Source organism: Limnoraphis robusta BA-68 BA1, from assembly GCF_034932365.1.
Taxonomy (GTDB): domain Bacteria; phylum Cyanobacteriota; class Cyanobacteriia; order Cyanobacteriales; family Microcoleaceae; genus Capilliphycus; species Capilliphycus robustus.
This window is the reverse complement of the sequence record NZ_JAYGHR010000009.1, coordinates 1-18,207: the sequence shown is the minus strand read 5'-3', so window position 1 is coordinate 18,207 and position 18,207 is coordinate 1. Positions and strand designations below refer to the sequence as shown.

General features: G+C 42.4%; 17 protein-coding genes and 2 pseudogenes. 8 read left to right on the top strand and 11 right to left on the bottom strand.

From position 1 onward, the window contains the following. Positions 1-40: 40 nt before the first annotated feature. Together VB836_RS06320 and VB836_RS06315 are read left to right on the top strand one after the other, a co-directional pair. A complete protein-coding gene (locus VB836_RS06320) occupies positions 41-565 on the top strand; it encodes a GrpB family protein (RefSeq protein ID WP_323218525.1) in 525 nt (174 codons plus the stop codon). Positions 566-591: 26 nt separating this feature from the next. Next, positions 592-816, top strand: coding sequence for a DUF433 domain-containing protein (locus VB836_RS06315; RefSeq protein WP_323218524.1), 225 nt, complete (start codon positions 592-594; stop codon positions 814-816). Between the two features lie 157 nt (positions 817-973). Here the strand turns inward: VB836_RS06315 and VB836_RS06310 are convergent, their stop codons facing one another. The 4 genes from VB836_RS06310 to VB836_RS06295 form a co-directional block, all read right to left on the bottom strand. Next, positions 974-2,281 (bottom strand): dihydrolipoamide acetyltransferase family protein, encoded by a 1,308-nt coding sequence (locus VB836_RS06310; protein WP_046279116.1) that lies wholly within the window; start codon positions 2,279-2,281, stop codon positions 974-976. A gap of 379 nt (positions 2,282-2,660) precedes the next feature. Beyond that, entirely contained in the window at positions 2,661-3,110 is a 450-nt protein-coding gene (locus VB836_RS06305; RefSeq protein ID WP_046279115.1) for a YlqD family protein, read from the bottom strand. Positions 3,111-3,279: 169 nt separating this feature from the next. Continuing rightward, positions 3,280-5,226, bottom strand: a complete 1,947-nt coding sequence (locus VB836_RS06300) for an AMP-dependent synthetase/ligase (protein ID WP_323218522.1) — start codon at positions 5,224-5,226, stop codon at positions 3,280-3,282. Positions 5,227-5,383: 157 nt separating this feature from the next. After that, positions 5,384-6,712 carry a dihydroorotase gene (locus VB836_RS06295; RefSeq protein ID WP_046279113.1) on the bottom strand — a complete coding sequence of 443 codons (1,329 nt, stop codon included), beginning with the start codon at positions 6,710-6,712 and terminating at the stop codon, positions 5,384-5,386. A gap of 411 nt (positions 6,713-7,123) precedes the next feature. Here VB836_RS06295 and lepB point away from each other — a divergent pair, with 411 nt between their 5' ends. Together lepB and cowN are read left to right on the top strand one after the other, a co-directional pair. Then, on the top strand, positions 7,124-7,744 hold the full coding sequence (gene lepB, locus VB836_RS06290) for a signal peptidase I (RefSeq protein WP_046279112.1): 621 nt from the start codon (positions 7,124-7,126) through the stop codon (positions 7,742-7,744). 88 nt (positions 7,745-7,832) lie between these two features. Next, complete coding sequence (cowN, locus tag VB836_RS06285; protein WP_046279126.1) at positions 7,833-8,120, top strand: N(2)-fixation sustaining protein CowN; 288 nt, start codon at positions 7,833-7,835, stop codon at positions 8,118-8,120. A 171-nt stretch (positions 8,121-8,291) separates the two neighbouring features. On the opposite strand, the gene VB836_RS06280 is transcribed toward cowN, so the two are convergent. From VB836_RS06280 to tnpA, 5 genes are all read right to left on the bottom strand, one after another. Beyond that, positions 8,292-9,581, bottom strand: coding sequence for a dihydroorotase (locus VB836_RS06280; RefSeq protein WP_323218521.1), 1,290 nt, complete (start codon positions 9,579-9,581; stop codon positions 8,292-8,294). Positions 9,582-9,639: 58 nt separating this feature from the next. Next, positions 9,640-10,998: a histidine phosphatase family protein gene (locus VB836_RS06275; RefSeq protein WP_323218520.1), complete on the bottom strand. Its 1,359-nt coding sequence runs from the start codon at positions 10,996-10,998 to the stop codon at positions 9,640-9,642. Positions 10,999-11,162: 164 nt separating this feature from the next. Continuing rightward, entirely contained in the window at positions 11,163-12,182 is a 1,020-nt protein-coding gene (locus VB836_RS06270) for an AI-2E family transporter (protein ID WP_323218519.1), read from the bottom strand. A gap of 164 nt (positions 12,183-12,346) precedes the next feature. Then, positions 12,347-12,496, bottom strand: coding sequence for a hypothetical protein (locus VB836_RS06265; RefSeq protein WP_200906382.1), 150 nt, complete (start codon positions 12,494-12,496; stop codon positions 12,347-12,349). Positions 12,497-12,823: 327 nt separating this feature from the next. Next, complete coding sequence (gene tnpA / locus VB836_RS06260; RefSeq protein ID WP_323218517.1) at positions 12,824-13,228, bottom strand: IS200/IS605 family transposase; 405 nt, start codon at positions 13,226-13,228, stop codon at positions 12,824-12,826. A 65-nt stretch (positions 13,229-13,293) separates the two neighbouring features. Between tnpA and VB836_RS06255 the strand changes: the two genes are divergently transcribed. From VB836_RS06255 to VB836_RS06240, 4 genes are all read left to right on the top strand, one after another. Next, positions 13,294-14,580, top strand: coding sequence for an RNA-guided endonuclease InsQ/TnpB family protein (locus tag VB836_RS06255; protein ID WP_323218516.1), 1,287 nt, complete (start codon positions 13,294-13,296; stop codon positions 14,578-14,580). Positions 14,581-15,203: 623 nt separating this feature from the next. Then, positions 15,204-15,443 carry a DUF3134 domain-containing protein gene (locus tag VB836_RS06250; protein WP_046279109.1) on the top strand — a complete coding sequence of 80 codons (240 nt, stop codon included), beginning with the start codon at positions 15,204-15,206 and terminating at the stop codon, positions 15,441-15,443. 125 nt (positions 15,444-15,568) lie between these two features. Continuing rightward, positions 15,569-16,684 carry a phospho-N-acetylmuramoyl-pentapeptide-transferase gene (gene mraY, locus VB836_RS06245; RefSeq protein WP_323218515.1) on the top strand — a complete coding sequence of 372 codons (1,116 nt, stop codon included), beginning with the start codon at positions 15,569-15,571 and terminating at the stop codon, positions 16,682-16,684. 59 nt (positions 16,685-16,743) lie between these two features. Continuing rightward, on the top strand, positions 16,744-17,661 hold the full coding sequence (locus VB836_RS06240) for a glycosyltransferase (RefSeq protein WP_323218514.1): 918 nt from the start codon (positions 16,744-16,746) through the stop codon (positions 17,659-17,661). A gap of 17 nt (positions 17,662-17,678) precedes the next feature. On the opposite strand, the pseudogene VB836_RS30320 reads toward VB836_RS06240, so the two are convergent. Both VB836_RS30320 and VB836_RS06235 read right to left on the bottom strand, forming a co-directional pair. Continuing rightward, positions 17,679-17,795 (bottom strand): annotated as a pseudogene (locus VB836_RS30320) (Uma2 family endonuclease); the annotation flags it as partial. Positions 17,796-17,884: 89 nt separating this feature from the next. Further along, a pseudogene (locus tag VB836_RS06235) lies at positions 17,885-18,073 on the bottom strand (Uma2 family endonuclease); the annotation flags it as partial. Positions 18,074-18,207: the final 134 nt, after the last annotated feature.

The window sequence follows — 18,207 nt, the reverse complement described above, 5'->3', positions numbered from 1 at the left end:
AAACTGGGTTTTTAATCGAAATAAACCTAATCTAACAGCGATGAAAAAAGTAGAAGTTGTTCCTCCTAACCCAAACGGTCAAAAAGACTTTCAGAAAGAATCCCAACAAATTGCTAATATTTTCGGCGAAAATGCGATCGCCATTCATCATATCGGTAGTACATCCATTCCCGGTATTTACGCGAAACCCATTATCGATTTATTAGTTGAGGTGAAAGAGATTACAAAAGTTGATGAAAAAAATGTCGAAATGCAGTCTTTTGGGTATACAATAATGGGAGAGTTTGGAATAGTCGGTCGTCGATATTTTCGCAAAGACAACTCAGCCGGAATTAGAACCCATCACGTTCATGTGTTTGAAGTCGGTTCAACCGAAGTTAAACGTCATCTCGCTTTTCGAGATTACATGATCGCCCATCCAGAAGCCGCCCAAAAATATAGTTTATTAAAACAAGAACTCGCCGCAAAATATCCCCATGATATTGAAGCTTATATGGATGGAAAAGATAGTTTTATTAAAGACATAGAGAAAAAAGCCATTGAATGGTTTGGAGAAAGAGATTAAACTGATCACACAGAGGAAACATCTTGATGAACTACCACGAGATTATCACAATTGAACCGGGAAAACGGAGCGGAAAACCTTGTATTCGAGGAATGCGAATTACAGTTTATGACATCTTAGAGTATCTAGCAGCAGGGATGACAGAAGAAGAAATTTTAGAAGATTTTTCTGAACTCACTTCAGAAGATATCAAAGCTTGTCTTGCTTTTGCTGCGGATCGTCAGAAAAAATTATTTATTGCATCCTTGTGAAACTGCTTTTAGACGAAAATCTCAGTTATGTCAGTTGGGGCTAGCACCCAGTGGAATTAAAAACCCGGTTTCTTTGAGAAACCGGGTTTTTTGGATAAGAAACCGGGTTTTTTGAGTTCCCCTTCGCCTTTGAGGAGAGGGGGTTAGGGGGAGAGGTCTACATCGTCAACGACTGCGGATTCGTTTCAATTAACCTGGCTAAATCTTGTAAGAAAGCCGCCGCATCAGCACCGTAAATAATCCGATGATCGCAAGTAATATTAACCTGCATTTGGCGCTTAACACCCATCAAACCATCCTCAGTCGCCACAACTTGCGGACGAGAAGCCCCAATCGCTAAAATCGAACCTTGACCAGGTGGTAAAATCGCATCAAAGCGATCAACGCCAAACATTCCCAAATTAGAAAGCGTAAACGTTCCGCTATTATATTCATCGGGTTGTAATTGTTTCGCCCGTGAACGTTCAACTAAATCTTTCCAAGTGCGAGACAACGAATAAATATCCATTTGATCCGCATTTTTCAACACAGGCGTAATTAAACCGCCATCCGCCATCGCCACCGCTACCGCAATATTAATCGCAGAACTGTATTGTATCCCCGACTCCACATAACTCGCATTCACTAACGGATGCTTCTGCAACGTCACCGCCACAGCCTTCGCCAACAGCGCCGTCATAGTGACACCCTTAGACTTAATTTGCTTATACAGTGCGTCTAAAGCATCTGTGGTAATCGTATACCCAACCCGGAACCCAGGCACTTGCAGACTCGCCACCATATTTCGCACTACCGCATTTTGCAGCGTGTTCATGGGAGTGACTTGACCCGGTGCTGCCGCCCGAACAGGTTGAGGCGCAGGAGCGGGTGCTGCTGGCTTCTGTGGCTGATGAGAGACAGTGGGAGCCGAACCCGTCGCCGCAGGTTGTTTCGGAGCCGTCTGAGACGATTTACCCGCCACAGCTTCCACATCTTCAGCCACAATCCGACCATGAGGGCCACTACCCTCTACCTTACTCAAATCAACCTTTAAGTCCTTCGCCAGTTTGCGGGCGCGAGGAGAAACAACAATCCGGCCATTCCGACGGCTAGCGCTTTGGGCGGTTGTTGTCGCAGAAGCGGTAACAAGTTCAGCAGGGGCAGGTGTTGAAGGTTTAGCAGAACTCGGAGCAGTATCCGCTTTCTTGTCGCTAGAGGCTTGCTGTTTCGCCTGTTCAATTTCAGCCTCTGTTTCCGCAATTAAAGCGATCGTATTACCAACCGGGGCAAATTCTCCTTCCGGTACCAAAATTGTAGCTAAATAGCCCGAATAGAAGGCTTCTACATCCATATCTGCCTTATCGGACTCAACAACGAGAACCGTTTCTCCTTTCTCAACTTGATCGCCAGGTGCTTTTTGCCATGAGACAATTTTACCCTCTGTCATCGTTGAACTTAGGGCAGGCATGAAAACTTCGTGAATCATAGGTGTGTGGTGTTTTGGATCGTTAGAAATGGAACATCAGAAAAATTTTAAAAGAATTTAGGGAAACAGTTTACAGTTGTAGGGGTAATTGATGAATTACCCGTACCAGTTATCAGTCAATGTGGGGGGCAGGTTTATGTAGGTTCCTTCAGGGAAAACATACATAAGTATGGAACCCGCCCCTACAAAACTGTTCACTGTGGGGGGCAGGTTTATGTAGGTTCCTTCAGGGAAAACATACATAAGTATGGAACCCGCCCCTACAAAACTGTTCACTGTGGGGGGCGGGTTTATGTAGGTTCCTTCAGGGAAAACATACATTAAATATGGAACCCGCCCCTACAAAACTGGTCACTGATAACTGTAAACTGGTCACTGTTTAAATCTCGCCGCGAATCTCCTCAATCACCCCATCACGTAAGATGACTTCTACCTGCATTTTACGAATGAGATTATCACCCTTTTCAACAGCAAATACACTTTCAATCTGCCCTTGACTCACTTCTTGTTCGAGTTCTAAAGTTTGAATTTGTTGCAGTTGTTGTAAGCTTTGATTTTTTTGATCAAGAAACTTACTTTTCTGTTCATTCATCTGAACTTGAATAGTATCAATTTGCTGCATGACTTCAGGGCCAGGAGGATGAATAGTCTGCTTTCTTAACTCCGCAATCATGCGTTGTCCTTGCATTTCTAGCTGCTGCAACTGACTATCAAGCTGATTAATTTGAGCTTGAAGTTGCTGTTGAGCTTCTTCTCTCCATCGGGGTGTAACAACCGCTTTGACATTAATCGCTCGTTTGAGAAGGAGTTGATTGTTCGAGATATCCATGAGTATGTTGCCTGTTTATTGTCCTTGTCATTCAAAACAGATAATAACCGAAAAAACAGATGATCTAGAGATTTTTACAGTGATCAGTTTTAACATCACTGGTACGAGCAATTCATAAATTGCCCCTACAACACTGATTACTGGTCACTGTTTACTGGTGGTCACTGTCTTAATACATTGCGTCAATCATATCGCGGTAACGTTCCATTACGACAGGACGCTTGATCTTCAGGGTTTGAGTCAACATCCCATTTTCCATCGTAAAGGGTTCTAAAATCAAGCGAAACGGCCCAATGCGATCATCAATGCGATAACTCGGACGGTTCTTTACCTCTCGGTTTAACTCCTTGCGGAATAAGTCTTGAACTGGGGGACTTTCAAGATCGAGGGCTTCGTTGTCGTTTACAGACTCGGAATTTGGTAATTTCAATTTCAGATTTTGACTATTGGCCCATTTTTCCAACGCATCAAAGTTCGGTACAATTAACGCACCCAACACTTTTTGATCCTGGCCGACTAAAACCATTTGATCAATATAGGGACTACGAATACAAGCATCTTCAATCGGCTGCGGTTCGATATTTTCCCCATTACTCAAGACAATCGTATCCTTCGCCCGACCTGTCAATACCAAATCATTCTGTCGGCTTAACCAGCCTAAATCTCCCGTATCAAACCATCCTTCTGGATCAATCGCTTTAGCGGTGGCTTCTGGGTTTTCAAAATACCCCTTCATAATCTGCGGCCCCCGTGCCAACACCACACCCTTTTCCTGGCGAGGTAGAACTTGCCGCGTTTCAGGATCAACGATCCGAATTTCGGTTTGCGGAATCGGTTTTCCGGCTGAACCCCGTAGGTTATGCAATGGACGCCGAGCTGTTAATACCGGGGAAGTCTCTGTTAAGCCATATCCCACTAACAAATCAACCCCGACAATCTCATAAAACATCTCTAGGTGCATCGCCAGAGAACCGCCACCACTAATGGCAAATTTAAACTCTCCGCCTGTCGCCGCCCGAATTTTTTGGTAAACCAATCGATCCGCTAACCGATGTAAAGGCGTCAACAGTCCCATTTGTAAACGAGCGCTCGCTTTTTCCATCCCCGAAGGCGATTTTGCATCCAGGGTTAATCCATTAACCCGACGACGCGCCAAAACATACCGTTCACTAACGTTAAAACAGAATTTAGCAATCTTTTGACGACTTGCAGGTTGTTCGCTTAACTGTTTTTGAGCGGCTTCATAAATCGATTCCCAAATGCGGGGAACGCTGGTCATATAACGCGGCTTAAATTCTTTGAGATCCCGCTTAAAATAGCGAATACTACTATAAACCTGAGTACAGCCTTGCGATAAAAAGAAATATTGTCCAGTCCGTCCGAAGCTGTGCCAAGTCGGAAGTAGACTCAAAACACAGTCGCCAACTTCCGGTTGAAGAAAATCAGGAATAGCCTTAAGTTGATGCAGCAAATTACCATGAGTCAGCATCACCCCTTTCGGTTTTCCGGTGGTTCCCGAAGTGTACAGCAATGTTGCCAGACTATCTTGACCAGAAATCCTGGGTATTCTCAGGGTGAAATCTCCTCCCTTATTCAAAAGTTGGGAAAAGTTCAATACAGGTATGCTGGGAATTTCACTCGGATCGGGTTCTTCATCGGACAGCAATACAATAAACTTGATCGGCAGATCTTCAATACTTGATCGCAAACGTTTCAGTAAATTCAGATCTTCAACGACTAACCCAACACTGCCGCTATCTTTGAGAATATAAACTAATTCTGCCGGATCGGCCGTCGCCCCCCGCACGACATCAGCAGCCCCAACCGTCATAATTCCTTGATCGGCGATCATCCAACGAGGACTATCATCAGCAAATAAGGCAATTCGACTCGGTAAGGCATCCTCACTAACCGCTTCTACCCCTAAAGTTTGCAGTCCGGCGGCAAATTGTTGAATTTGTAGCCAGAGTTCACTATAGCTGAGTATCACTTCCGGTTGGGAGTGGGGGTCGTGTAGGGCTATTCCTTGACCGACTTTTTTGGCTAAAATCGGCCAAATTTCAGGCAGAGATTGAATCGAAGTGTAGTTGAGATCCGATGAGGAGGATTTATTCATAAACGTTCAATGTAACAAATCGGTTTATTTAACGCTTTGGAATCAGTTGACAACGATGATCGGTTGGTAACTGCTTCCTTTCAACTATCCTATGTCTAACTCAAGGATGAGGAATTAAGACTGAGGACAGATTTTTGTCCGTCATTGAAGTTGAGAATCAATCAAATTTTAAAGCTTGACCCCGGACTTCGGTTTTTAACTGACCTCGATCATAAACGATTTGACCGCCGACAATAGTAAATACAGGCCATCCGGTGAGGTTCCAACCTTCAAACGGACTCCAGCCACATTTCGTCAGAAGTTGTTCGGCTAAAACCGGACGATAGGTGTTTAAATCTACTAACACTAAATCCGCATCATAACCCGGAGCGATCGCGCCTTTATTGGGGATTTTATAATGTTTGGCGACGGCTGTAGACATCCAATGAGCAACTTGAGCAATTGTACAACAGCCTTGTTCGGCTTGGGTTAACATTAACGGTAAGGATGTCTCAACTCCAGGCATTCCCGAGGGAGAATTGGGATATTGTTGGGCTTTTTCTTCTAAAGTATGCGGTGCGTGATCGGTGGCAATAAAATCAATTACCCCATCCCGTAAAGCTTGCCATAATATTTGATTATCTTCCGGCGATCGCAAGGGGGGATTCATCTGGGCTTTTGTTCCTATTTTTTCATAGGCGCTGGTATTGAGAAGTAAGTGTTGAGGGGTGACTTCTGCTGTTACCCAAGCGGGTTTTTCTTGTCGTAAAAATTCGGCTTCTTCTCCCGTAGAAAGATGTAATATATGCAGTCTTCGTTGATATTTTTTAGAGAGTTTGACCGCTAATTTTGTGGCGAGTAAGGCGGCTTGATTATCTTGAATTTGAGAATGAATGGCTGGATCGGAAATTCCGGCAAATTCTTGACGACGTTGATTAATTCGGGCTTGATCTTCTGCATGAACGGCAATTAAGCGATCGCCTTTGGCAAAGATTTCTTCTAAAATCGCTTCTTGATCGACTAATAACGGCCCTTTCATTGACCCCATGAAAATTTTAATTCCCGGAGTTGGATTAACGGTTAATAAATCTTCTAAATTCTCCCCCGTCGCCCCAATAAAAAAGCCATAATTGACTAAACATTTTTGACTCCCTCGAAATAATTTATCATCTAAAGCCGCTTGATTTGTCGTCAGGGGGCGAGTATTTGGCATTTCTAAAAAAGAGGTGACACCGCCTTTTGCACAAGCACAACTCGCCGTAAATAAATCTTCTTTGTGTTCTAATCCTGGTTCTCGGAAGTGAACCTGCGGATCAATCACTCCCGGTAACAAAGTCAAACCTTGGGCATCAATTTCTAAAACATTGGGTTCGGCTGGATCATAGTCAACATCTACCCCAACTTCGACAATTTGAGATCCCTGAACTTTGACATCTCCTAACAACAATTCACCATCCGGTAGGATAATTGTCGCTCGACGAATCAACAAACAGGTATGTTCAGACATAGTATTACATTTTTTGAGCGTTAACTGTGTTTTTAGTTTACGGTATCGGGCAGGTTTATATCGGTGATCTAATAAATCTTTGGAGAAGCTGCCCCTAGACAGTACCCAGTACCCAGTACCCTTTACCCTGATCCGGCGTTCCCTGACACCGGAACCTTTGTAAACTTTTAGAGTCTAGAGGGTATGGGCGATCGCTGACTCAATTTGGTAGGATGGATTACATAACAGACTTAAATTCAAGTGTACAACAGACATTAGATGATTCAGTGAACCAAAAATCTGAGCTTTAATTGAGTTAAGGCTTGGACAGTATAGCGATTTCTGCACTATAATTCACTTTACCATTACTAAAACTCAAAATTTCGGCTTCGCATTCCTAACCATTCTTAACTGCCCTTTGAAATACGGCCTATGAGTAGCCTTCCAAATCAAGAGCCACATAATCATCATTCACCTCAAGACCATTCAGAAAATGCCTGGATTGAGGGATTTAAAACGATTGGGCTAAGTATCATTTTAGCTTTGGGGATTCGCACCTTCGTCGCGGAAGCGCGTTATATTCCTTCTGGGTCAATGTTACCGACTTTAGAAATAAACGATCGCCTGATTATTGATAAACTGGGGTATAAGTTTCAAGATCCTGATCGCGGAGATGTCGTTGTTTTCTCTCCGACTGATCAACTCAAAACCCAGTACAAAGACGCCTTTATCAAGCGGATTATCGGTTTACCGGGTGAAACGGTTGAAGTTCGTGATGGACTGGTTTTCGTTAATGGTCAGCCATTGACGGAAAAATACATCGCTGAAGAACCTCAGTACAATTGGGGGCCTGAAACGGTACCCGAAGATCAGTATTTGGTTCTCGGAGATAACCGTAATAACAGTTATGACAGTCACTATTGGGGATTTGTCCCTCGTGATCATATCATTGGTCGGGCAGTGGTGCGGTTCTGGCCACCGAATCGGGTGGGAGGATTAGACGAAGTTCCTTTATATGCAGCTCCGCTCTCAGAAACCTACAATAATCAGTAAAATCTAGAAATTTCTGATTATCTGTTCTGTTCGATCCTTAAGTTTAGAGATCTTCCCCGGATTGTCATCTAAGATCATGAAAGTTCCCATGACTTCAGATAAAAAACTAGACCGTTACATCACTTTTAAAGATATCGACTGCGATCGCCTTGCCCGGAGACTGGTTGACCGTATTGAGTATTATCTTGATCATTCATCTGAACCGAGTTCTTGGTTGGAATATTTCAAGATGAAATTGGTTGAACGTCAGAAAATGGGACAAGATGAACTTTTTTTCGTCGGTAGCCAAGTGAATAGTATTCGCGCTTTGTTTGAGCAATTTGAAGATGTTGAAGCATTGAATTTACTCGATCAGGTTGAAGAAGATTGCTGTTAAACGGCTTGGAATCAAATTTGTTGGTTAGAAGCGATCTGAGGTTAGATAACGGGCGCAAGATAATAGGTATTACGTCCGTTGAGTTTAGCTTGCTAGAGAGCTTCATTTTAGTTCACTGTTGACGGATAAACCCGCCCGAAGTGTGAATTAATCCCGAAATGATGACCCAAATTATGGAGTATAGGTTCTCACCACTTTACCTGTGATTTCTTGTCTCATCCAAGGCGTATTCACCGACAAAGATTTTAAAGTTTTTGCGGCTACTTTCCAAGGAGTTTGAGGGGAAAATAATGTCAGTTCCGCCGGTTGACCTACAGCAATCTTTGAGGGTTTTTGTCCGAGACATTTTAACGGCTTTGTACTTAAAGCTTGCCATAATTCCAAGGCTGACCACTGACCCGAACTGACAAATGTTTGCCACAATAACGGTAAAGCTAATTCTAAGCCGATTGTCCCGGCTGGCGCATCTGCAAAAGCAACGGTTTTTTCTTCGTAGGTGTAGGGCGTATGATCAATGGCGATCGCATCAATTATACCATCTTTTACCCCTTGAATTAAAGCGATTTGATCTTCAGGATTTCCCAAAGGAGGATCTAGGTTTAAATGAGGGTCGTAAGGCGTGAAGTTAAAGGGTAAAATCTGCTTTTTACCGCTAATGGCTTGAGTATTGAGTAATAAATGCAGCCAAGTTGTACTCGCTGTAATTGGTAAATTTCTAGCTTTAGCTTCCCGAATTAATTCTACACTACGAGCGGTTGAAACTCGCATTAAATGAACAGGGGTTTTTGTGGCAGCGACGATTTCTAATACGGTTGAAATGGCTGTTGTTTCCGCATAAGCAGGTATTCCTGGTAAACCGCTTAAAATCGATTCATTTCCTTCTCGCATCACCCCATTACTGGAAAGTTGGCGATCGCAACAATATAATGCGATGGGTTTATTAAAAGGTTTAAGATATTCCAGTAACCGTCGCAATAACATTAAATCTTGAACAGGTTTACCATCAGCAAAACCGATTATTTCTGTTGTCGCTAATTCCGCCAATGGACTCATTTGTTTTCCGGCGACACTTTGCGTTAAAGCGCCCCAAAGATAAACTTGAAAACCTGTTTTACTTTGAGCTTGGTGATGAATTAAACTAACAGTAGCGGGATTGTCTATAGGCGGAACAGAATCCGGTAAAATAGATAATCGGGTAAATCCTCCAGCAGTGGCGGCGTCAATCAGAGAAGAAATGGTTTCTCTTTCTTCAAAACCTGGTTCTCCCGTGTGACTATACAAGTCTACTAAACCGGGGCCTAATATGAACCCTTTAGCGTCTCTAACTTCGACATCAGACGATGGAGAAAGATTAGGTTGAATGGCGTTAATGATCCCCTCTTTAATTAAAATATCTGTAACGGTATCAGTTGCTAATTCTGGATCAAGTATTCTGACGTTTTGTAGCAGTTCACTACTCATAATTTAATTAGTAATTTTTGACTTTTGATTTCTGGGCGCAAGCAAGAGCGCCCCTACTTTATAAGGCTCCGGCGGCTGTTTTATCAAGAATACCCTCAAATAAATGAGTGGTAATATTAGAAGCTTGTAAAACCGGATCACCGTTAATTCCATTAGGATAGTCAATCACTGTAACCGCCCCATTCCCTTGTTTAAAGTTCCAGAAATGTTCAGGAGGCAAGTTAAAAAGTTGAGCCAGAATTGCTTTATTAATCGCGTCGTGAGCGACTACAATTCCAGTAACAGGTTGTTGATCATAAGCTTTAACAATCCGCTCCCAAGCTAGTTTTGAGCGAGTCCAAATTTGTTGTAAATTCTCTCCTTCTGGCATTTGTACGGTTTCCGGGGCGATTTTCCACTGTTGCAAAAGTCCGGGATAAAGCTGTTCAATTTGAGCTTCAAATTTACCTTCCCATAATCCATGACTAATTTCCCACAAATCCCGATCAAATTGTAACTCAATTTCGGGATGATATTGGAGAATAATTTCAGCCGTTTCTTTGGGACGCAATAACGAACTACTGAAGGCAAAATCGAGTTTAACGTTTTTGAGAAATTCGGCGGCTTTCTGGGCTTGTTCTCGACCATTATCATTTAAAGGAACATCTATTTGTCCTTGAAATTGTCCGTTGCGGTTCCATTCCGTTTCCCCATGTCGAACTAATAGAATTCTCGGCCCTTTGTGTTCAGGTCTCACCGAAGGAAATGGGTTTCCGACGTGGCTTGTCAGGTTCATAGACTGAAGTTGAACCGAAGCGGGTTTAGGAAGTTCTCCGGCTGTGACGTCTGAAAAGTTTAAAACACTAATTCCACAGTTAGACTGTTGAATGGATTGATAATATTTAGCTTCGATGCTTAAAGCCGTGGCAATTAATGAGCGATTAATGCCATTATGAGCTACAATTAAAACAGTTTGATCTTGATGACGAGCTAAAGTTTCTCGCCAAAATTGTCGGGCTTGTTCAAAGACTGCTAAGACTGGAAAATGCTTTCGTTCTCCATCCGGTTCAGAGAGAAGCATAAAAAATTCGTCAGGGCGTTCATGCCAACATTGATAGTCTTGGGGATATTTTTCGATAGCGTCTTGACGCAGTAAACCCGCCCACAGAGGAAGATCAATTTCCATCAAAAGTTCGGTGGGTTGAAGTGGCGGCGGTGTTTTCAAGCGTGAAACAATGAGTTCAGCCGTTTGTTTAGCACGTTTGAGAGGGCTACAATAAATCGCATCAAATGTTAAATTAGCCAGAGTATCGCCAACCTGATAAGCTGCGTTACAGCCTTTTTCAGTTAAAACAGAATCATCGAGGCGTCCTTGAATACGGTGTTGAGCATTATAGCTACTCTGACCATGACGGACAAGAATTACACGGGTTGTCATCTGGGTTTGTGGATGTGTGATGGTTGAACAAGTAAAGCTGATTAAAGCCAGAAGCATTTTACCGTGTTTTTGTAACCCGCTCACATTGGAAGTTCAACTCAAATACCCAGTTTCTTCGAGACAGGGGTTTTTTTCAAAAGGTTTTTTCAAAATTTGGAGTTCTATTACTGATATTGGTTCATTACATCTTTAACTAACATTTCTTGAAACCAAACCTTTAAGACTGCAACCAGGGGAATGGCTAAAAGTAGACCTAAAGTTCCAAAGAAAATGGTAAAGATGACTTGAGATAATAAAGTTATAGCCGGAAGTAGAGAAACTTCGTGTTTCATTACGAGGGGCGTTAAAATATTACTTTCTATCTGTTGAATGGCGATATAAAGTCCAATCACAGCCAAGGCTTTCCAGGGGGCATCCATCAGGGCGAGTAAAGCGGGCGGGATGACGCTAATTGTTGGGCCAATATTAGGAATAAACGTTAAAAATCCGGCGAGTAAAGCATTAACTAAAGCCAGTCTAACGCCTAAAATCCATAAGCCAACACCACTGAGAAGCGTAATCACCGTCATATTAAATAAAAGACCAATTAAAGAGCCGACTAAGTTTTCTTCACACTCATTTAAAATCTCATCAACCCGAGGACGGTAAAAGGCGGGAAATATCAAAATAAAGTTGCGTCGATAGGGTGTGGGATCACTCACTAACATAATCGTGATAGCTATCACGAGAATAACGTTTAAGGTAATTCCCAATGAAGTGGAAAAGAAGCTAAAAACGTTATTAAATAGTCCAAAACCAGGAACAGGTATTTGCTCAATCAGACGTTCGGGACTTTGCAGATTACCGAAAATTTGGTTGGGAATGATATCTTGTAAACCCAGATACCAAGTTTTAAGCTGTTCAAATCCCATCGGAACTTGTTCACTCAATTCTTGCCATTGGTCTACCACTGGAGGCACAATAATTGAGATAAATCCCGCTAAAACCAATAAAATAAAAAACATGGAAATGCCTACAGCCACACCCCGCTTCATTCCCTGTTTCTGAAGGATTTTAACAATTCTGTTAATAGCCGTTGCCAAAACAATAGCACTAAAAGCGAGTAAGAGAACTTGTCTGATTTTCCATAAAATATATAGGGAAATTAAAAAACAAATAATTCCAACCGTTTTCCCAAATGTCACGAATTAACCCTCCCCCCGAGCAATTATATTGTATTCAATTAAATTCAATCCAATCCCCAAACAATAATTACAGTCTTGGAAAATACAAGAAATAGGATTTTAGATAAAAAAATGGAGTGACTTCAATTGATTTTAAAAGTTACTCCCCCCCTCAATGAGCGCAATTATTCAGGATTCTTTTGACGGGATCGATCTCCCTCATAGGGTTGAACTCCTGTTTTGGGATATTGATCCGTATTTCCGCTAAATATTCGTTTGACACCTAAGCCGATAAATTCAAATACTTCTTGAAATCGTTGAGTAATCTTAGACATTTTTTTCTTCCTTTAGACAATCAATCCTCTTGTTAGACGGTTTTTCCGTTATTCAGAGAGGAAAATTTTTAACCCACAAGTTCAGAACATTTTATCAAATGTATTTGAGAGGGATTATTCCTGTATAATAAGGGTTTATACCTGCCTATTCATCTATCGAATGATAGACTTTACTCGATTTTTGAATCAAACTTTGCATCCAAGTCAAACTCTCAACCAGAATACAGTCCAATGCACTCTAATCAAAATAAAAATTATATGAAATTGAACGATTTGAGCGGCAGTCCCCACCCGAGCGCAAATCGGGGTGGGGAAGGATAGCGATTTCTAGGAACTTGCTTGGTTTTGGATATATTTCTTAAGAACTTCAATTGGTGCGCCTCCAGCAGACGCAACATAGTATGAGTTAGACCAAAACGAAACTTTACCCCAGTAATGCTTTTCAACTTCTACAGGAAATTCTTTTTTAAGCATTCTTGCGGTAGAACTTTTTAAACTTCCAACAACCGCAGCAATTGAGTTTTTAGGATGGAAGTCTAAAAGAATATGGATATGGTCAGACTCTCCATTAAACTCAATCAACTGACATCCCATTTTATTTGACACTTGCTCAACCATTTCTTTCAATCGGTTGAGCATTTCTGTGTTTAAAACCTTTTTGCGGTAATGGGTTACAAAAACAAAGTGCAGTCGCACACTAAAGACGCTGTGAGAACCTTTTCTGATAGACATATTGACAGACTATACCTGCTTAACTATAATAGTTAACCATAAATATAACAGAAGGTCGATATGTTATGGCTACCAAACGAGTGACATTCCGGCTATATCCAACTAAGGCACAAGCCAACAAAATGCACTATTGGCGAAAGTTGCATTGCGCTTTATACAATGCTTGTGTGGAACACCGGAAAACCTCTTACAAACGATTCAATAAGTCAATTAGTTACTATGACCAGCAGAATTGTTTGCCAGAGTTCAAAGAATTTTGGACAGATTACAAAGAACTTGGTAGCCACGCATTACAAGACACTGTTAAACGAGTTCATTTAGCCTTCCAACGCTTCTTTAAACTCAAATCTGGGTATCCCAAGTTCAAGAAAAGTCGGCGTTACAAAGGATGGACATATCCTTGTAAAAGCGGATGGAAAGCTTTGACTGATGGCAAAAATGGTTCCCTAAAAATAACAAATCTGGGAACCGTTAAAATGCGAGGTCAAGCTAGAGATTGGGGGAAGCCTAAAACCTGTACTATACTGTTCAAACAAGGGAAATGGTATGCGTCAATTACTATTGATTGTATCCCCACCCGTTATCAAACTGATCTTGGTGCAATTGGTTTAGATTTTGGAACCTATCACGCAATTGCCGACTCGAATGGGAATATAATTGATAACCCCAGATTTGGTAAAGTTGCTCAACACCAAATCAACAAAATTGCTAAAACCAGTCGGAGAAAAAGACCTCCAAAGAGAGGAACTAAAGCTTCGCGACGCTGGAGAAAAGCAAATCAAGCTATTGCCAAAATTCAGTCTAAAGTTGCTAGACAAAGACAAAACTGGCAGCATCAAGTGTCTACACAAATTGTTGGCTGTAATAGCTTGGTAGCCACTGAAAAATTAAACCTTAAAGGGATGACTCGCAAATCGAAGGGTAAAAACAAACGTCAAAAGTCGGGACTGAATCGTTCATTGCTTGACGTTGGGATTGGGAATCTTAAGGATTTAATTAAATATAAAGTCACCGAAGCAGGTGGGTTTTATGTTGAGATTCCAACCCAAAAAGTAAAGCCTTCACAAACCTGCCCTAACTGCGGTCATCAACAAAAGAAAACATTAGCAGATAGAGTTCATCATTGTGTTAAATGCGGGCTTCGTTGCGATAGAGATGTTGCGGCAGCAATGGTGATGCTTAATTACGCAAGCGGAAAATGCGGTCTTGGGGTGTCCCCAAGTGGAGCAATTTTCCAAGACAGGGGTATGGAACGTGCCTCTAAAAACGCGGATGAGACAACCTCTACTTGGTGCGGAAGCTTCAAGAAAGTTTCTCAGTTGAAGCGTCAGAAACACACATCTCAGCCATAGCGGATGTGTGTAGTTCATAATATAATGCTACAAAAGGGAGCAGGAAACCGAGAATAGGCAAAATAGAATAGGGGACAGGTCACAGTGAAAAAACCGATAACTGCTAGGGATAATTCATCAATTACCCAGACTGTCTCCCCATCGATTATCTGTAGCCAAGATTTAAGTATTTCATATATAGCAGAAGTCAGGAGACACCGAGACTGGAGACAGAATTGAAACCTTGATCATAAAAGGATTTGACAGAAAAACACTGTCCTAATCAAAGGCTTCGACTGCTATAAGATATAAAGTGGAACCGTTAGAAATTGGCTCGGGGAACACCCAGCAGCCTGTGAAGCAGCCTGTGAACGCGGTGTGATTCGGGTGAGCAATGATTTAGCAGTTGATCAAGTCGCGATACTTAAATAAAGCTTATCGAATTGTCCGGAATTTGTTCAAACTCCAAAACAGATGATCATCGATCCGTGATCCAGTTATGCTAATTTATGGGGGGATTGTTTTTGGCATTGTAGACATGGGCTTGGTATCCATCCGGTTTTGCTCTCGTCTTTGAGTAGAAAGCAATAGCTAGAAACATTCTCGTTGTTCAGGTCTGATATTCTGCACTCTATTAGCTGAAGATGTACAATCCTTCTTTGCGTAAGATTCCCGTCCATGAACCCGCAGACGTCATTCCCTCACAGCAGCATATCTCGCTGTTGGAATGGCTACAAGCAACGGGTCGTTTAATTCCTCGGGATAATGTTCCAGAAACCAATGCTTTTCTAGAAGCCGAAGAGGAAATCTCAGAACTGATAGTTGATGAGGGTGCCTACGATGATGATGATGATGATGACGACGATGATCTGATGGAAGATTAGGCAAAAACTCTGAAGCAATGTTGCACTTAGACAGTATTATGAGAGTGCAACTACCCAGGATGCTCAGAAAAAAACCTAGCTTCCCGATTTGTAGTTGGTGTTGAGGATTGATTCTTTATATTTCTGTGGATAGTCTATTTTCACGAATTCGCTCATCGAATCTATCAGGACGCAACCTGTTCTGGTTACTCACTGCGGGATTGAGTGCCTTTACGATTAGTCTGGACTTGACAGCTAACCGCTTTCTCAATCCCCAAGCGTCCTTGTTCCTACCCCTAGCCGTTTGTGGCTTACTCTCTGCTGCATTCGGGTATTGGGTAATTCCTCTACTGGTTCGGATTAAAGCGGGACAGTTTATTCGAGAAGATGGCCCGCAAGCTCATCTCAAGAAAGCAGGTACTCCCACAATGGGCGGTATCTTTTTCATTCCCGTCGGAGTGGGGATGGGTTTAATCTGGTCAGGATTTCATCCCCATGTGATTGCTGTTTCTACTTTAACGCTGGCTTACGGTTTTGTCGGTTGGTTGGATGACTGGCAAATTCTCAGACGCAAATCCAATAAAGGCATTTCTCCTAAAATGAAGTTAGCCTTGCAGGTGGGGTTAGCAACATTATTTTGTTTAGTCTTAGCAACCAATGGGTTTGGCAGTCTGTCTCTACAATCTTCTGACATTTCTACTGTTGCTCTACCTTGGGGTTTAGTTTTACCTTTAGGTTTATTATTCTGGCCGTTAGCGGTTTTTGTTCCTGTCGCTGAGAGTAACGCCACAAATCTCACCGATGGCGTCGATGGCTTGATGGGAGGACTAGGGGCAATTACGCTGTTAGGACTCGCGGCTTATCTGATGCCGACTTCCCCGGAATTAATGGTGTTTTGTGGGTGTCTGAGTGGCAGTTGTTTAGGCTTTGTTAGCCATAACCGCAACCCCGCTAAGGTTTTTATGGGGGACACAGGTTCACTCGCCCTGGGCGGCGCTTTAGCAGCGATTGCTTTGATGAGTAACACGTTATGGGTTCTCCTGATTATCAGTGGAATTTTCCTGCTAGAAACCCTATCGGTTATCGCTCAAGTCAGCTATTATAAAGCAACCAAAGGGCCTGATGGCGTCGGTAAGCGTCTGTTTAGAATGGCACCGTTGCATCATCATCTAGAACTGTGCGGATGGTCAGAAACTCAGGTGGTTGGAACGTTTTATTTGATTAATGTGATTTTGGTGTTGCTGAGTTTGGCGATCGCTTAGGGGTTAAAATTGAGGGAGGAACACCGCCTCTTTAGAGGGGATAGCAGCCAAATTTCAATATGATTAATGTCTCTGTCGTCGTACCGATTTACAACGGTGAGGCAGATTTACCGGATTTGATTGAATGTTTGCGATCGCAAACTTATCCCCAAGATCGCTTAGAGTATTTGTTGGTGGATAATAACAGTCGCGATCGCACGGCTGAGATCTTGCAAACCTTAGCAACTGATCCGATTCGTCCCCTCTCAGAAAATCGCATTCAAAGTTCCTACGCCGCCCGTAACCAGGGAATTCGCATCGCCCAAGCGGAAATCGTCGCGTTTACAGATGCGGATTGTCGTCCACAGCCCCAGTGGTTAGAAAAACTGGTCAAACCTTTTGAGGATGCGGCGATTGGGATTGTTGTTGGGGAAATCGTCGCCTTACCGGGTCAAACGTTACTAGAAAAACACGCCGATCGACAAGATACTCTGTCTCAAAAGCATACCATCACTCACAAGTTTTTTCCCTACGGTCAAACCGCTAATCTTGCCATCCGTCGTCAAATCTTTGCCCAGGTGGGTTTATTTCGTCCCTATTTAACGACAGGCGGAGATGCAGATATTTGTTGGCGAATTCAGCAGCAAACTGATTATAAAGTCTATTTTGCTGAAGATGCAATTATCAAACATCGACATCGGGCAACTTTGCGACAACTACGCAGTCAATGGCGGCGTTATGGTGAGTCTAACCGCTATTTACATGAACTGTATGGCGTGGAGTTGATGCGAGATTTCACAACCCAGGATTATCTCTATCGACTCGGACGTTGGTTGTTAAAAGAAATGCCCATTAACAGTATAAAGGCGATCGCACAACAAGCCGATTTAGTTGATATTCTCAATACTCCCATCGGTTTGCTGAATGTTCAAGCCCGTTGTCAGGGGCAAAAACAAGCAAAACTCCCTGAAAAAGCGAAAGAAATTGAACAATTATAGACATCTGAAACGAATACTTATTCCCCCTCAAAAATTTGTTTTGCAGTTAAATTCAACTCAGGAAAGACTACAGATTCAACCCTTTCACTGTCTCGAAATAGCTGAATTTTATACTCACCTTCTACTAACTGATATAGCAGTACAAAATTCGGTTAGGACATTTCTACATCCTAGAATCCTTTCATAGTCTGCTGTTGCCTGTTCCCTGTTCCCTGTTCCCGATTCAAGTAGCGCTATAAACCGATAAAGTCGGCTGTTTTGGAGAACCAATATAACGACGACCCCCTAAACCTAAATAATCGACAATCCAATATTCAGGAATGCCTAATGCTTCATAATCGATCATTTTGTGTGCATAATCATCCCGCCAATTTGTGCTAACCACTTCAACGATGAGAGGAATCGATGATCCTTGAGCGTTTCCTGATCCCCCTAAAACTTGATTTGTGGGGAGGTGGGGAGGCGCGGGAGGTGGGGTTCCGGGGGGGAATTTTTATTAACAGAAAGCTATTTTTCATGTTTAAAAAAGTCCTATCCCCATCACCC

Coding starts and splice junctions, on each gene's coding strand:
- VB836_RS06320 (WP_323218525.1), top strand. CDS start 41: ATGAAAAAAGTAGAAGTTGTTCCTCCTAACCCAAACGGTCAAAAAGAC.
- VB836_RS06315 (WP_323218524.1), top strand. CDS start 592: ATGAACTACCACGAGATTATCACAATTGAACCGGGAAAACGGAGCGGA.
- VB836_RS06310 (WP_046279116.1), bottom strand. CDS start 2,281: ATGATTCACGAAGTTTTCATGCCTGCCCTAAGTTCAACGATGACAGAG.
- VB836_RS06305 (WP_046279115.1), bottom strand. CDS start 3,110: ATGGATATCTCGAACAATCAACTCCTTCTCAAACGAGCGATTAATGTC.
- VB836_RS06300 (WP_323218522.1), bottom strand. CDS start 5,226: ATGAATAAATCCTCCTCATCGGATCTCAACTACACTTCGATTCAATCT.
- VB836_RS06295 (WP_046279113.1), bottom strand. CDS start 6,712: ATGTCTGAACATACCTGTTTGTTGATTCGTCGAGCGACAATTATCCTA.
- lepB (WP_046279112.1), top strand. CDS start 7,124: ATGAGTAGCCTTCCAAATCAAGAGCCACATAATCATCATTCACCTCAA.
- cowN (WP_046279126.1), top strand. CDS start 7,833: ATGACTTCAGATAAAAAACTAGACCGTTACATCACTTTTAAAGATATC.
- VB836_RS06280 (WP_323218521.1), bottom strand. CDS start 9,581: ATGAGTAGTGAACTGCTACAAAACGTCAGAATACTTGATCCAGAATTA.
- VB836_RS06275 (WP_323218520.1), bottom strand. CDS start 10,998: ATGACAACCCGTGTAATTCTTGTCCGTCATGGTCAGAGTAGCTATAAT.
- VB836_RS06265 (WP_200906382.1), bottom strand. CDS start 12,496: ATGTCTAAGATTACTCAACGATTTCAAGAAGTATTTGAATTTATCGGC.
- tnpA (WP_323218517.1), bottom strand. CDS start 13,228: ATGTCTATCAGAAAAGGTTCTCACAGCGTCTTTAGTGTGCGACTGCAC.
- VB836_RS06255 (WP_323218516.1), top strand. CDS start 13,294: ATGGCTACCAAACGAGTGACATTCCGGCTATATCCAACTAAGGCACAA.
- VB836_RS06250 (WP_046279109.1), top strand. CDS start 15,204: ATGTACAATCCTTCTTTGCGTAAGATTCCCGTCCATGAACCCGCAGAC.
- VB836_RS06240 (WP_323218514.1), top strand. CDS start 16,744: ATGATTAATGTCTCTGTCGTCGTACCGATTTACAACGGTGAGGCAGAT.